The sequence below is a fragment of the Shimia sp. genome (assembly GCF_039969785.1).
In the GTDB taxonomy this organism is placed as follows: domain Bacteria; phylum Pseudomonadota; class Alphaproteobacteria; order Rhodobacterales; family Rhodobacteraceae; genus Shimia.
On the sequence record NZ_JBDVNC010000034.1, the window covers coordinates 1 to 14,303 of the forward strand.

Annotated in this window: 8 protein-coding genes; 5 read left to right on the top strand and 3 right to left on the bottom strand. The window is 57.4% G+C overall.

What is annotated here, in order from left to right:
- A partial coding sequence (locus ABJI08_RS15615) for an MFS transporter (RefSeq protein WP_348402775.1) occupies nt 1-465 on the bottom strand: 465 nt, incomplete at its 3' end.
- A gap of 56 nt (nt 466-521) precedes the next feature.
- Complete coding sequence (locus tag ABJI08_RS15620) at nt 522-1,058, bottom strand: acyl-CoA thioesterase (protein WP_348402776.1); 537 nt, start codon at nt 1,056-1,058, stop codon at nt 522-524.
- Nucleotides 1,059-1,182: 124 nt separating this feature from the next.
- Here ABJI08_RS15620 and ABJI08_RS15625 point away from each other — a divergent pair, with 124 nt between their 5' ends.
- From ABJI08_RS15625 to yaaA, 3 genes are all read left to right on the top strand, one after another.
- Complete coding sequence (locus ABJI08_RS15625) at nt 1,183-1,467, top strand: YggT family protein (protein ID WP_348402777.1); 285 nt, start codon at nt 1,183-1,185, stop codon at nt 1,465-1,467.
- An 80-nt stretch (nt 1,468-1,547) separates the two neighbouring features.
- A complete protein-coding gene (gene recQ, locus ABJI08_RS15630; RefSeq protein ID WP_348402778.1) occupies nt 1,548-3,587 on the top strand; it encodes a DNA helicase RecQ in 2,040 nt (679 codons plus the stop codon).
- 28 nt (nt 3,588-3,615) lie between these two features.
- Nucleotides 3,616-4,389 (top strand): peroxide stress protein YaaA, encoded by a 774-nt coding sequence (gene yaaA, locus ABJI08_RS15635; RefSeq protein WP_348402779.1) that lies wholly within the window; start codon nt 3,616-3,618, stop codon nt 4,387-4,389.
- Here the strand turns inward: yaaA and ABJI08_RS15640 are convergent.
- Complete coding sequence (locus ABJI08_RS15640; RefSeq protein ID WP_348402780.1) at nt 4,374-6,587, bottom strand: response regulator; 2,214 nt, start codon at nt 6,585-6,587, stop codon at nt 4,374-4,376. The genes yaaA and ABJI08_RS15640 overlap by 16 nt on opposite strands.
- 147 nt (nt 6,588-6,734) lie before the next feature.
- Between ABJI08_RS15640 and ABJI08_RS15645 the strand changes: the two genes are divergently transcribed.
- On the top strand, nt 6,735-12,170 hold the full coding sequence (locus ABJI08_RS15645; protein ID WP_348402781.1) for an alpha-2-macroglobulin family protein: 5,436 nt from the start codon (nt 6,735-6,737) through the stop codon (nt 12,168-12,170).
- On the top strand, nt 12,170-14,212 hold the full coding sequence (gene pbpC, locus ABJI08_RS15650) for a penicillin-binding protein 1C (protein ID WP_348402782.1): 2,043 nt from the start codon (nt 12,170-12,172) through the stop codon (nt 14,210-14,212). The genes ABJI08_RS15645 and pbpC overlap by 1 nt, the downstream gene beginning before the upstream one ends.
- The last annotated feature ends 91 nt before the right edge of the window (nt 14,213-14,303 follow it).

The following is a 14,303-nucleotide window of genomic DNA, read 5'->3' on the forward strand; positions in this document are numbered from 1 at the left end:
TATTTCACCCAAATCCTCTTGGGGCCCCAAAGTTGGCAACATGGCGTTGGTAAAGATGGTGGCAAACTCCATGCCGATCAAACCAACCCCAAAAAAGAAAAGCGTTGTGGTGACATCAAATGCCCCGGGTTCCGTGTACCACAGCATCCATGCGCCAAGGACATACATGACCGAAAACACCCAAACCCAGCGCATTCGTTTTCCAGAACTGTCGGCAATTGCACCGAGAATCGGCGCCAACACAGCGATAAAAATGCCTGAAATCGTCAGCCCATAACCCCAATACGCCTGCGCCTGGGCTTTGGCCGCGTCCGAAGTCATGCCTTGTTGAGAAAGAGACTCGGCGACAACAGACGCAAAATACGGTCCGAAAATGAACGTCAGCAGCAACGTGTTGAACGGCTGACTGGCCCAATCAAAGAACCACCAGCCCCAAATACGCTTGCGCGCTGAAATTTCCGTCATGCCCATCCCTCTGGCGTTTTTTACTATTTAGACAAGCCGCGCGCCGGTAAGGCAAGTTAATCCTGCATCGGAGGCCACGGGCGGGCAGCTTCTGCCGTGATCCATTGTTGCACCCAATCCGGAAGTTCGGAAGAACGGTCTGATGTGCCAAGCGCCTGCAAAACCTGAGTTGGCGCAACTATGCCAGTCTTTCCGGTGAACGCAGCGCGGTAAAGCGCATGGTTGGCGCATTCGCCATCCATGCGCCACATGGACTGTTCTATATAGACAAATTTGTCATCAGACCCCACTGCGCGGCTGCGCATCTCGATCTTTTCGAACGTTCTGACGCGACGCCGGTAACGTACTGAAACGCCTGCCATTGTCATGCCCCATCCGTTCTTGCGCAACACACTCAAAAGCCCAATTCGATAGGCCATAGGAATACGCCCAAGGTCAAACAGCGACAATGTGCGCCCATTGTTCAACTCGGCCCACAGATCGATATCCCACGGCCAGCACCGGTGCGACGACACATGTGTTCCCATCAACGGCAAAGGCGCTGCTTTGCGATATTTCACCATCTCTTTGACCATGCGAATGAACGGATACATTGGCTTCTCCTTCGCGTCCGTTTTTCGGGCCGTTTCCGTAAAGGTCAACCGCAACCTCGCGGCAGTCTTGTGCTTTTTTGGCTGGATGCTTAACTGTGTGCCAATAAACAGAAGGAACGAATTCATGATGGCGATCTACGGCCCGCTGCGGCTGATACTGGACGTGGCCTTTTTTATCATGTTGGCCCATATCATCATGAGCTGGCTGATCAGCTTTCAGGTGTTAAACCTGCACCAACCGATTGTCGGCCAGATCTGGACAGGTCTGAACCGTCTGCTAGAGCCGATTTACACGCCAATTCGCCGGTTTATGCCCGATACCCGCCCACTGGATCTGGCCCCATTGGTGGCATTCATCATTATTATCAGCCTGCGCGACTATATTCTGCCTTCTATCCTGTTGGGATAACGCTCGGGGCTTGTTCCGGGATTCCGGTTGTGGGAAAGTCTGCTCAACGAGCAGGCTAACTATCACAAACAGGTAATTTCATGTGCGCCGCTGCCACGGTTCTGCGTGATGTCTTTGGGTTCGACAAGTTTCGACCCGGTCAGCAGGAAATCATTGACGCCGTCACACGCGGTGAAAACGTGTTGGCAATCATGCCGACCGGCGGGGGCAAATCGCTTTGCTTTCAACTGCCAGCACTGCTGCGCGATGGCGTTACGGTTGTGATTTCACCGCTGATTGCGCTGATGCGCGATCAGGTACGCGCCTTGCGAGAGGCCGGTGTGGAAGCTGGTGCGCTGACATCTGGCAACACCGAAGAAGAGACTGCGCAAGTCTGGGAGGCGCTGGATCAGCGGCGGCTCAAACTGCTCTATATTGCGCCGGAACGGTTGGCGTCAGGCGCAGCGCTAGGCATGTTGCGTAAGATTGGTGTAAGCCTGATTGCCGTGGACGAGGCGCATTGCGTCAGCCAGTGGGGGCATGATTTCCGCCCGGACTATCTTCGGATCGGAGAGCTGCGGCGCGCCCTGAATGTGCCATTGGCCGCCTTTACCGCAACTGCTGATGCAGAAACCCGGGAAGAGATTGCGACGCGCCTGTTTGATGACGCCGCGCCGCAGACGTTCCTGCACGGGTTCGACCGGCCCAATATTCATCTGGCCTTTGCGGCCAAAGACAACCCGCGCCGCCAAATTTTGCAATTTGCAGCCGCGCGCAAAGGGCAATCGGGCATCGTGTATTGCGGCACCCGCGCCAAAACGGAATCCCTTGCGGCGGCCCTGCGTCAGGACGGGCATCTGGCGCTGCATTATCATGGCGGCATGGATCCGGATCAACGCCGCGATACCGAAGTGCGGTTTCAACGCGAAGACGGGCTGATCGTGGTGGCCACAGTGGCCTTTGGCATGGGCATCGACAAACCCGACATTCGCTGGGTTGCGCATGCGGACCTGCCGAAATCTATTGAATCCTATTACCAGGAAATCGGCCGTGCCGGGCGCGACGGGGCGCCAGCGGAAACGCTCACGTTGTTTGGTTCCGATGATATTCGACTGCGCCGTTCGCAAATCGACGAAGGATTGGCCCCGCCGGAACGTCGTGCCGCAGATCACGCGCGCCTGAATGCATTGCTTGGTCTGGCCGAGGCGCTGAAATGCCGCCGCGAGACTTTGCTGAGTTATTTCGGAGAGGATCAGGTGTCTTGCGCCAAATGCGACCTGTGTGACACGCCCGCTGATGTGTTTGACGGCACCGAAGCTGTGCGCAAGGCATTATCGGCGATTTTGCGCACTGGTGAATGGTTCGGCAGCGGCCATCTGATCGATATTTTGCGAGGCAATGAAACCGACAAGGTGCGCCAGCGTGGACATGATGCGTTGCCGACATTCTCGGTAGGGCGGGACTACGACAAACGGCAATGGCAGGCGATTTTTCGTCAGATGATGGGGCACGATCTGATCCGCCCCGACCCGGAACGACATGGCGCGCTGCGCATGACGGATACGGCGTTGCCTGTTTTACGGGGCGAAGACAGCGTGTCGTTGCGGCGCGACTCGATCAAAGCCGCGACCCGCAGACCCGCTACCAAAATGCTGGTCAGCGAAGAAGATGCGCCTTTGTTGTCCGCACTCAAGGCCAAACGACGCGCCTTGGCAGAGGCCGCCAAAGTCCCGGCCTATGTGATTTTTAACGACCGAACACTGATCGAGATGGCAGAAACACGGCCTGCAAATCTTGATGATATGGCGCGGGTCAACGGCGTTGGCGCGAAAAAACTGGCCAATTTTGGCGACGCGTTTCTGGCAGTAATCAATGGCGAAGCAGAAGACATGCACCCCAGCCGCAGAAAGATCGCGGGCCGGGACGAAGCGGTTTTGTATGACCGATTGCTCGAAGCGCAGGCCACGCTGGTACGCGGCCCGGACGGGATCGACAAACCGATGACTTGTTCCGCGTCTCTTTTGGCCAAAGTTGCAAACAGCCGCCCGCATGATTTGAACGACATGTCGCGGCTGTTGGGTGAAAAACGGGCACAAAGGTTTGCCGAGGCGTTTCTGGACGTCCTGGCCGTGGCGCGTTAGGTCAGTTGAGCAGATACAGGAGAAACCCATGCTGGTAGTGGTGTCGCCCGCGAAACGTCTGGACTGGAGCGAAGTCCCGGGTGAAATGACGGAACCCGAATTTCAGGACGACGCCGTGCGGTTGTCAAAAACCGCCCGCAATCTGACGCTGGGCGATCTGAAAAAGCTGATGAGCCTGAGCCCTGATCTGGCCCGCCTGAACCGGGATCGTTTCAAAGCATTTGACCCGGAACCCGACGCGACCCTCACACGCCCTGCCGTGCACGCCTTTGCGGGCGACACATATATCGGGCTGGACGCGGCCGGTCTGGACGCCGAAGAAATGACGTGGGCACAGGATCATTTGCGCATTCTGTCGGGGCTTTACGGTATTTTGCGTCCGATGGATGCGATCCAGCCTTATCGGCTGGAAATGGGCAGCCGGTTGAAAACACGTCGCGGCAAATCGCTGTATGAGTATTGGCGCAAGGCACCCGCTATGGCGCTGCGAGCGCAGGCTGATACGCTGGAAACCGAGACCCTGATCAATTGTGCCAGTCAGGAATATTTTGGGGCGGTCGACCTCAAAGCATTTGGGTTGCGCGTTGTGACGCCGGTATTTTTGGAAGAACGGGACGGCGAGGCCAAAATCGTTTCCTTTTTTGCCAAAAAAGCCCGCGGATTGATGGCGCGTTATATCATCCAGCACCGCCTGACCGATCCCGAGGGCATCAAGGATTTTGATTTCGGGGGCTATGCGTTTCAACCAGACATGTCAGAGGGCGATCGCTGGGTGTTTGTGCGCGACTACCCCGAAGCCTGAAGATTCCCCGACGGGCTTTCCGCTTCTTTAGCCGGGAAAGGATCGAAAGTTTCTGCCGGGCGATACTTCTCGATAATTTCGAATATTGCCGCCTTGCGAAGCGGTTTCGTCAGGTAGTGATCCAGCCCTGCCGCTAAAATCCCCTCTTTGTCGCCGTCAACCGCGTGTGCCGTCAACGCGACAATGGGGATGTGACAACCTTTCTGTTTTTCAATGTCGCGAATGGCATTGGTAGCTTGTTTGCCGTCCATCTTAGGCATTGAAATGTCCATGAAGACCAGGTCAGGTGCGAAGCTGTCATAAAGCTCGACAGCTTCTTCGCCATTGGCGGCATATTGGATGTCTACATCCAGAGTCTTGAGCAGCTTCCCAAAGACCAGACGGTTGGTTTTGTTGTCCTCGGCCGCCAGAATGCGCATTTCGCGGACCGGGGCATCTTGTGGCAACGCATCCGATGGTTCCGGGTGTTCCGTCGCGGGCAAAACAGATTGATTGACCCGCAAAAAAAGATCGCCGCGCGAAATCGGTTTGGCCAGCATGCCTTGCACCAGTTTTGTCCGGGGATCATCGGCAACAGCGCCAATATCGGACCCCAGCATGATAATCGGCACGGCATTGTCCTGTTGTCTCAGTTTCTCGGCCAGCGCCAGTGCGTCCAGCCCCGGTAAGTTTTGATCCGCTAAAATCAAATCGACCTGATCAGAAAGTTCGTCGGCGCGGCACCCCGAAGAGCAAAGCGAGACGCGCGCGCCCAATTGTTCTAGCTGACGTTTCAGCAACTGCCCGTTGATTTCGGTTTCGTCCGCAATCAATACGTGGCGAATGGATCGGGGCAGGGGCGTTGGCAAGCTGTCGCAATTTTCCTCGATGGGAAGTGACAGACGGAACCCGAAGCTGGACCCTTCGTCCACAACAGAATCGACCCAGATTTCGCCTTCCATCAGATGAATAAGCCGTCGTGTGATGGCCAATCCAAGGCCTGTGCCTTCGAACGAACGGTTGCGTTCTTCGTCCACCTGATTGAATTCGCCAAAGACGTGGTCCACCTTATCCGATGGAATACCGATCCCGGTGTCTTGCACCGTGACATGCAGCTCTGCCTCGCGTCCCTGATTGCGCACAACGCCAACGACGCGCACCATAACATGACCCTCAGATGTGAACTTGACCGCATTGCCAACAAGGTTGGTCAAAACCTGCCGCATACGACCGGGATCGCCAATAAACACGGTTGGCAGAAACAGATCATAGTCAACGATCAGCTCAACCCCTTTTTGCCGCGCGGACAGCTGCAACAAAGTCATCACTTCGTGGATACAACGCTCCAGATCAAATGGTTCAGGGCGCAGTTCCAGCTTGTCGGCCTCGATTTTCGAATAATCCAGAACGTCGTTGATGATCACCAACAGCGCCTCGCCTGAGTTTTTGATGGTCGAAACAAACAAACGCTGCTCTTCGCTAAGGTTTGTGTCGGTCAAAAGATCAGCCATCCCGACAACGCCATTCATGGGGGTGCGAATTTCATGGCTCATATTGGCAAGGAACGCAGATTTGGCGCGACTTGCCGCTTCGGCCCGTTTGCGTTCGTTTTTAAGCTGCGCCTCATATCGTACCGTGTCGGTGATATTCAGAGCGAGGCTGACAATATCCCCGCCATGCCCGCGTTGGTCGATCAGTTTGATGTATTCGCCATTCCAAAGACGCTGCACTACGGGTTCCGGCGTGGGTTGATGCCAGCGTTCCAGCATCATTTCGCGCCATTCCGCGGCTGGTTTTTTGCCGATATTGAAAATGCCTTCGTCGGTGATGCATTGCAGGATTTCCTGATAAGTAATGCCCGGGCGCACATAATCCAGCTCATCAAAAACCGAGAGATATGACGGGTTGGCGGCGATCATCCGGCTTTCGGCGTCAAAAAAGGCAAACCCATCGCGGATCGAAGCAATCGAAAGCCACAAGCGCCGCTCTGCAATCTCGATTTTCTCATTCGCGATCTGAAGATCAGATTTAACCTTTTTGTTTTCGTTGATCACATTGGCCACTTCGGCGCGGGTTTCGACGATCTCATTGGACAACTGCGCCGCATGTTTGCCCAACTTTTTGTTGGCGGCAAACAGCTCGACCTGTTTCAGCTCCAATAGCCGTTCCGCGGCCAGCCGCGCGCGGCGCTCATCCGCCAATTTTCTAGTGAGCGACATCATCCAATCCCCGGAATCACAAAACGTTTCCCGGCAGCTTCGCCAATGCGAATGAATATCCGCTTAAACTGATCCAGGGCATTTGAATCGTTGCACAGTCACAATACCGCTGGCACGATACCTCTATTACAGAACCGGGAGAGTATTATGCGTTGGTTGATTTTGGCCCTGACCGGTCTTTTGTTCGTTCAGACGGCAACAGCCCAACAAAGCTATGTTCCTGACCGACGCATCGTGGCCAGCCGGGACGTGGATTTCTTTGGGTCCGATCTGCAAAACCTGTTTGATACGACTTATGAAGCCTGTGTGCAGGCATGCTTGTCCGACAATCGGTGCGCCGCATTTACGTTCAACTCTCGCTCCAACGCCTGTTTCCCCAAAAGTGCTGTGAAAGAAAAACAACCTTACGAAGGCGCGCTGTCTGCTGAAATCTACACTGCTGAACCGGGGCTTAAGGCCGTGGCCGAACAACGGGCTGGCGAACTTGGCTTTCTGGGCAATTCCAGCCTGACCCGCGCCGTCGATCTGGCCCAGAGAATAGGACGCCTGCACGCGGCCGGGCCTTGGGGTGTTCAGGAGATGACCGAATACGCCCGCCAGCGTGAAAACGACGGCAACCTTGTCAGCGCGATGCGTTGGACAGGTGGCGCAGTCAGCAAATCAGATGCCAGCGATCTTTGGCTGGACTACGGGCGATTGAACAACAAGGCCGAAGGCGCCAACAGCTCGGAAACACGTAATTATCGCGACCGGGCGTTTCTGGCGACGGTGAACGCATATCTGAGAGCCAAAACAGATCCCGCGCGGGTCAGCGTGCTTTCGCAATTGGCCGATATGCTGGAAGAGCGCAAACGCGGCCAAAACATGTTGCGCGCCCTGCGTTTGGCAGAATCGATTCAGCCGCGGTCGGACATCGTGAGCAAGCTGGACAGCGCGATTGCCAAATACGGATTCCGCATCAGCGAACACAAGGTTGAAAACGACCCCGAAGAGCCTCGGGTTTGTGCGGAATTCAACGAGCCGCTGGTCAAGGCAGGCGTCGATTATGCACCCTATGTCAAACTGCCTGATCAACGTATGGCGCTTCAGGTCAGCGACCGGCAGATATGTGTAGAAGGTGTCGAACACGGACAGCGTTATACTCTGACATTCCGCGAAGGCTTGCCTGCAGAAAGCGGTGAGAAACTGATCAAGGATATCGACCTGACGGTGTATGTCCGGGATCGCGGGCCAAGCGTCGCTTTTCCGGGGCGCGCCTATGTTTTGCCCCGCACGTCGGACGCCGGATTGCCTATTGAAACCGTTAATCTGGATCAGGTCGATCTGACCTTGCAACGTGTGAGCGACCGCAATTTGCTGCGCGCCTTTCAGGACAATTATTTCGGAAAACCTCTGTCCTATTGGCAGTTTGAGGATTTCAGCCGCGACGTGGCAGAAACCGTCTGGAAAGGCACTGGCGAGGTGCGCAATGATCTGAACCGGAATATGACGACACGTCTGCCCATCGGTCAGGCGCTGGCCGATCAGCCGCCCGGTGTCTATGCGCTGACGGCGGATATTCCGGGTGCTGACGTTTATGATGAAACATCCACGACGCAATGGTTTGTGTTGTCCGATCTGGGCGTCACCACGCTCAGCGGGGTAGATGGCCTGCATGTCTTTGTCCGTGGTCTGGCGGATGCACAGGCCCGCGCGGCGACCAAAGTCACGTTGCTGTCACGTGCCAACCGGGTCTTGGGCACGCTGGAAACAGACGCTCAGGGCTATGCCCGTTTTGAGGCCGGACTGACGCGCGGCACGGATGGCGCTGCACCAGCTATCTTGCTGTTAGAGGACGGCGATGATTTTTCATTCCTGTCTTTGACCGATCCTGCCTTTGATCTGTCCGACCGTGGTGTCGAAGGGCGTCCGCCTGCGCCGCCGGTCGACCTGTTCGTGTCAACAGACCGGGGCGCATATCGCGCGGGTGAGACGATCTTTGCCACAGCGCTGGCGCGGGGCGACGTGGCTCAGGCATTGCCGGGTCTGCCGTTGACCGCCATCCTGACGCGACCTGACGGGGTGGAATATGCCCGGCACGTGTCCACCAGGGATGCGGCTGGCGGGCATGTGTTTACGATGCCAACCGGCACCACCGTGCCACGCGGATCGTGGAAAATCGACTTTAAGTCCGATCTGGAGGCCGCCCCGTTGGCCACCGCCAAGGTGTTGGTCGAGGATTTTCTGCCGGAACGGATCGATTTCAAGCTGACTTTGCCAGATGCCCCACTGGACATGAACGATCCTGCACCATTGACCGTAGACGCGCGCTATTTGTTCGGCGCTCCGGGTGCGGGTCTGGCCATCGAGGGCAATCTGTCACTCAAGGCGCGCAACGATGTTGATGGTTTCAATGGGTTTCTGTTTGGTCGTTATGATGAACGCCTGAGCAGCCAGACAGAGTATTTCAGTGGCGATGAAACTGGCACCGACGGGATTGCAGTCGTGTTCCTGACCATGCCGGATGTGGCCTCTAAGGGGCGTCCGATGAATGCGGAAATCACCGTGCGCGTGATGGAAGGATCGGGCCGCCCGGTCGAACGCCGTATTTCGCACGCTGTCGCACCAACCGGACCGATGATCGGTATAAAACCGGGGTTCGAAGAGGATGTCGTTGCCGAAGGCACGTCGGCAAATTTCGACATTATCGCACTGGATGCCGATCTGTCACCGCAACCGATGCAGGTTCGCTGGACCATCAATCGCGTGCGCACGACGTATCAGTGGTATCAGCTTTATGGAAACTGGGAATGGGAGCCAACCACGACCCGCACCCGCGTTGCCGGTGGAGAAGCCACATTAGGCAGCGATCCATTTGAGGTTGGTGCACCGGTTGAATGGGGTCGATACGAAATCGTGGTAGAGCAGATTGGCGGCGACTATGTGGCCAGCTCAACGGATTTCTATGCGGGCTGGTATGCGCCTGTGGATGCATCCGACACACCGGATACGCTGGAATTGTCGCTTGATAAGCCCGGATATCGCAGCGGTGAAACAGCGACGGTCCGCATTGTGCCGCGTTTCTCGGGAACCGCGTTGGTCACGGTCATGTCCAATCGCCTGATCGCGATGCAGGCGGTCGAGGTGCAGGAAGGGGAAAACCTGATACCTCTGGAAGTGACCGACGCCTGGGGCGCAGGCGCTTATGTCACCGCCTCTGTGATCCGCCCGGCGGACGAACCAGCAGGCCAAAACCCGTCGCGCGCATTGGGGCTGAGCTATGCCAAAATCGATCCGGGCGCGAAACAATTGTCGGTGTCTCTGGATGTGCCAGCACAGGTATCTCCGCGCGGCGCGCTGGATGTCACGGTCAAGGTTGACGGGGTGTCCCCCGGTGAAACCGCTTATGTCACACTGGCCGCCGTGGATCTGGGCATTCTCAACCTGACAGGGTTTCAGGCCCCGGACCCGTCCGGACACTATTTCGGTCAACGTCGTCTGGGCATGGAAGTGCGCGACATTTACGGGCGTCTGATTGACGGCATGAATGGTGCCATGGGCGCTATTCGCTCCGGTGGTGACGCAACCTCCGGTTCTCAGTTTGACTCGCCACCACCAACCGAAGAGCTGGTCGCCTATTTCGAAGGGCCGGTTCAGATAGGCGTGGATGGCACAGCGCAAGTCAGCTTTGATTTGCCGGAATTCAACGGCACCGTCCGGTTGATGGCAATCGCGTGGAGCCCCACCGCCGTGGGGCAGGCAGATCAGGACGTTCTGGTGCGCGATCCCGTGGTTGTCACGGCCAGCCTGCCACGCTTTCTGGCACCCGGCGACAGCAGCCGCCTGTTGCTGGAAATCGTACATGCCGAAGGCCCTTCGGGGCGCATGGGGCTGGATATCGTGGCCGATGGGGTTGCGGTTGATGCTAACGCGGTTCCGTCTGGCGTGACCGTCGCAGATAAGGCCACAACCCGCCTGACCATTCCGGTCACGGCGCAGGACGTGGGCGATCACAGCTTGCGTATCGCGCTGACCACGCCGGATGGTCGCCAGCTGGTTAAATCTCTGACCTTACCAGTGCGTGCCAACGATCCGGAAATCAGCACAACCCAACGCATCGAACTGGCGGCGGGCAAGACCATGACCGTCGATGCCAATTTGTTTGCCAATCTCAGACAGGGCACTGGTTCTGCCGTCATTTCGTCGGGTGCTTTGGCACGGTTTGACGCGCCCGGGCTTTTGCAGGCGTTGGACCGCTACCCCTATGGCTGCACCGAACAGGTCACATCGCGCGCTTTGCCGTTGCTCTATTTTGACACGGTATCCAGCGCGCTTGGACTGGCGTCTCGTGACAAGGTGCAGGAACGGATTGATCAGTCGGTCGAGCGGGTGCTGACCCGTCAGGCAAGCAATGGCGCCTTTGGGCTGTGGCGTGCAGAAAGTGGTGATTTCTGGCTGGATGCCTATGTCAGCGATTTTCTGTCCCGCGCCCGGGCCAAGGGGTATGACGTGCCCGACCTGGCCTTCCGTCAGGCGATGGATAATTTGCGCAACCGCATCAATTATGCCCCCGATTTTGACAAAGGCGGCGAAGACATCGCCTATGCCATTCTGGTGCTGGCGCGCGAAGGTGCCGCCGCGATGGGCGATCTGCGATACTATGCTGACGTTAAGGCCGAGGCCTTTGGCACGCCGTTGGCCGCGGCACAGCTTGGTGCGGCACTGGCCTATTACGGTGATCAGACCCGCGCCGACCGGATGTTCCGTCAGGCCGCCAATCAGGTCGAAAACCTGTGGTCGCAGAACCCGTCACAGCTTTGGCGGGCCGACTATGGAACCCGGTTGCGTGACGCAGCAGGCGTGCTGACGCTTGCCGTTGAGGCGGGCAGCACAGCGTTTGATCGCAACCAGCTTGCAACGCGGGTGTCTGCCCCGGGGCGGACATTGTCGACCCAGGAATCTGTGTGGTCTTTGATGGCGGCGCATGCATTGATTGATGATGACAGCCTCAACAATCTGAGCGTCAACGGAACGCCTGTAGAGGGGCCGCTCTTGAGGGCGCTGGAACGCGATATGCTGGCGGATCCGCTGCAAATTCGCAACGATGGCAACGCCCCGACGGATGTGACTTTGACCACACTGGGCGTGCCAAATTACCCGGTTGAACAGGACGGGTACGGTTACACAATTGATCGCGATTATTATGCGATCGATGGCACAGCAATGGATGCCTCTAACGTACATCCCGGCGACCGGTTTGTCGTTGTTCTGACTGTAAAACCGTTTGAAAGCGGCGGTGCGCGTTTGATGGTCAATGATCCTTTGCCAGCGGGGTTTGAGATCGACAATCCAAACCTGCTCAGCTCAGGCGATGTACGGGAACTGGACTGGCTTGAGCCCGCCTATGCCGAGCATTCTGAATTCCGGTCAGACCGGTTTCTCGCTGCAGTCGACTGGCGTTCTGATGCGTCCTTCCGGCTCGCCTATATTGTGCGCGCGGTGTCGCCGGGAACCTATCATCATCCGGCAGCTGTGGTTGAAGACATGTATCGCCCGCAATACCGGGCACATACATCCGCCGGACAGTTGATCGTGCAGCCGTAATGCGTCGGCTTTGGCCTCTTTTTCTCGTTGCCTTGCTCTTGTTTGGAGCAGGGGCACGGGATGCGTTTGATCGCTGGATCAAAGCCACGGACTTGCCGGTGTTGCTGGCCGATACCTCCGTCGAAGTGCGCGACCGCAACGGCGATCTTTTGCGGGCCTACACCGTGGACGGGGGAATCTGGAGGCTTGGCATAACCCCTGATCAGGTGGATCAGACATATCTGAAGATGTTGATCGCCTATGAGGATAAACGCTTTTTTGAACATCGTGGCGTTGATCCAAGGGCGATGCTGCGGGCGGTCTGGCAGGCGACGACCTCTGGTCAGATTGTGTCGGGCGGATCGACGTTAACCATGCAAGTGGCGCGTCTGATGGAAGATTCCGGAACCGGACGCTGGGCGGGAAAGCTGCGCCAGATCAGGGTGGCACTGGCGCTGGAACAACAGGTGTCCAAAGATCAGATACTGACGCTGTATCTGACCCATGCGCCGTTTGGGGGTAATCTGGAAGGCATTCGCGCGGCCTCTCTGGCTTGGTTCCGGAAAGAGCCTACCCGACTGACCCCGGCGCAAGCGGCCATGTTGGTGGCGTTGCCGCAAAGTCCAACCGCGCGGCGCCCTGACAAAAATCCGAAAGCAGCTACTGCGGCGCGGGAACGTGTTCTGACGCGTATGGTGGCGGCCAGGGTTCTGACGCAGGGCGCTTTTGAGGCGGCACTAAGTGAACCGGTCTCGACGACGAGACAACAGTTTCCAACCGTCGCGGCGCATATGGCCGACCGAGCCGTGTCGGGGCAGCCGGACGCGCAAAGCCACGGTTTGACGCTCAACAAAACGCTGCAAGTGTCTTTAGAAAGCCTTGCGGACAAGGCGCTTCAGGGGTTGGGCGAACGCTTGTCTGTGGCGATGGTCGTGGCGGATCATACAACCGGAGAAATCCTCGCGTCAGTTGGGTCTGCAGGCTATGCGCAGGGGGATCACAGGCAGGGGTTTGTCGATATGACACGAGCCCGACGGTCGCCCGGGTCCACGTTGAAACCGTTGGTCTATGGGTTGGCGTTTGATCAGGGGTTGGTGCATCCCAATACCATGATCAATGATCGCCCGGTGCGCTTTGGCACCTATGCGCCCCAGAATTTCGATGGGGCCTTTCGTGGCGAACTTCGGGTGTCCGAGGCGTTGAAGAATTCGCTGAATATTCCGGTTGTTTTACTGGTGGATGAGATTGGCCCTGCCAACCTTATGGCGGCGATGCGCAAGGCGGGAACTGACCCGAAACTGCCCGGTGGCAAGCCCGGATTGGCGATGGCGTTGGGCGGTGTTGGGGTCACGCTGGAAGAGCTGGTTCAGCTTTACGCCATGCAAGCACGGGGCGGGCTGGCGGGTGAGCTGATATGGCGTTTGGGTCAAAAAGGGGAAGAAACACAAAGAGTTATAAGCCGGTCAGCGGCGTGGCAACTGGGGCATATCCTGTCTGGCATTGCGCCGCCTCCCGGATCTTCGACGAACCGTTTGGCGTATAAGACCGGCACCAGTTATGGCCACCGCGACACATGGGCGATTGGCTATGATGGGACCCATGTTGCCGGGGTGTGGATCGGTCGCCCCGATGGCACACCTGTGCCCGGCGCATTTGGGGCGGCCGTGGCAGCACCGGTGCTGTTTGACATGTTCCAACGCATCAAGCCCAAGCTTGACCCGCTGGGGCCTCCGCCACCGGAAACGATCCTGTTGGCCAATGCGCAACTGCCTCAACCGCTTCGTCAGTTTCGCGGGCGCAACGCTCTTTTTGCGCCGACGCAAAATGCCCTGAAGCTCAGCTTTCCGCCAAATGGCGCGCGGCTGGCCCGCACCGGACAGGACCTGACGATCAAGGTCAGAAACGGCCAGAAACCCTATACCGTTTTGGCCAATGGTGCGCCTTTGGCCACCGGGATCAGGCGTGAGGAAATACAATTGCCACTGGCCGAGATTGGTGCGTCGACTATCACCGTGATTGATGCCGCTGGTCAGTCAGACCGGGTGCGTATCTGGCTGGAATAATCCGGCAAAAACCGGCATCGGCAGCGCGTCGGTATCACGTCGGTAATGCGTCGGTCCCATAAAAAGACATCCGGCGCAGGCAGACCCCGCG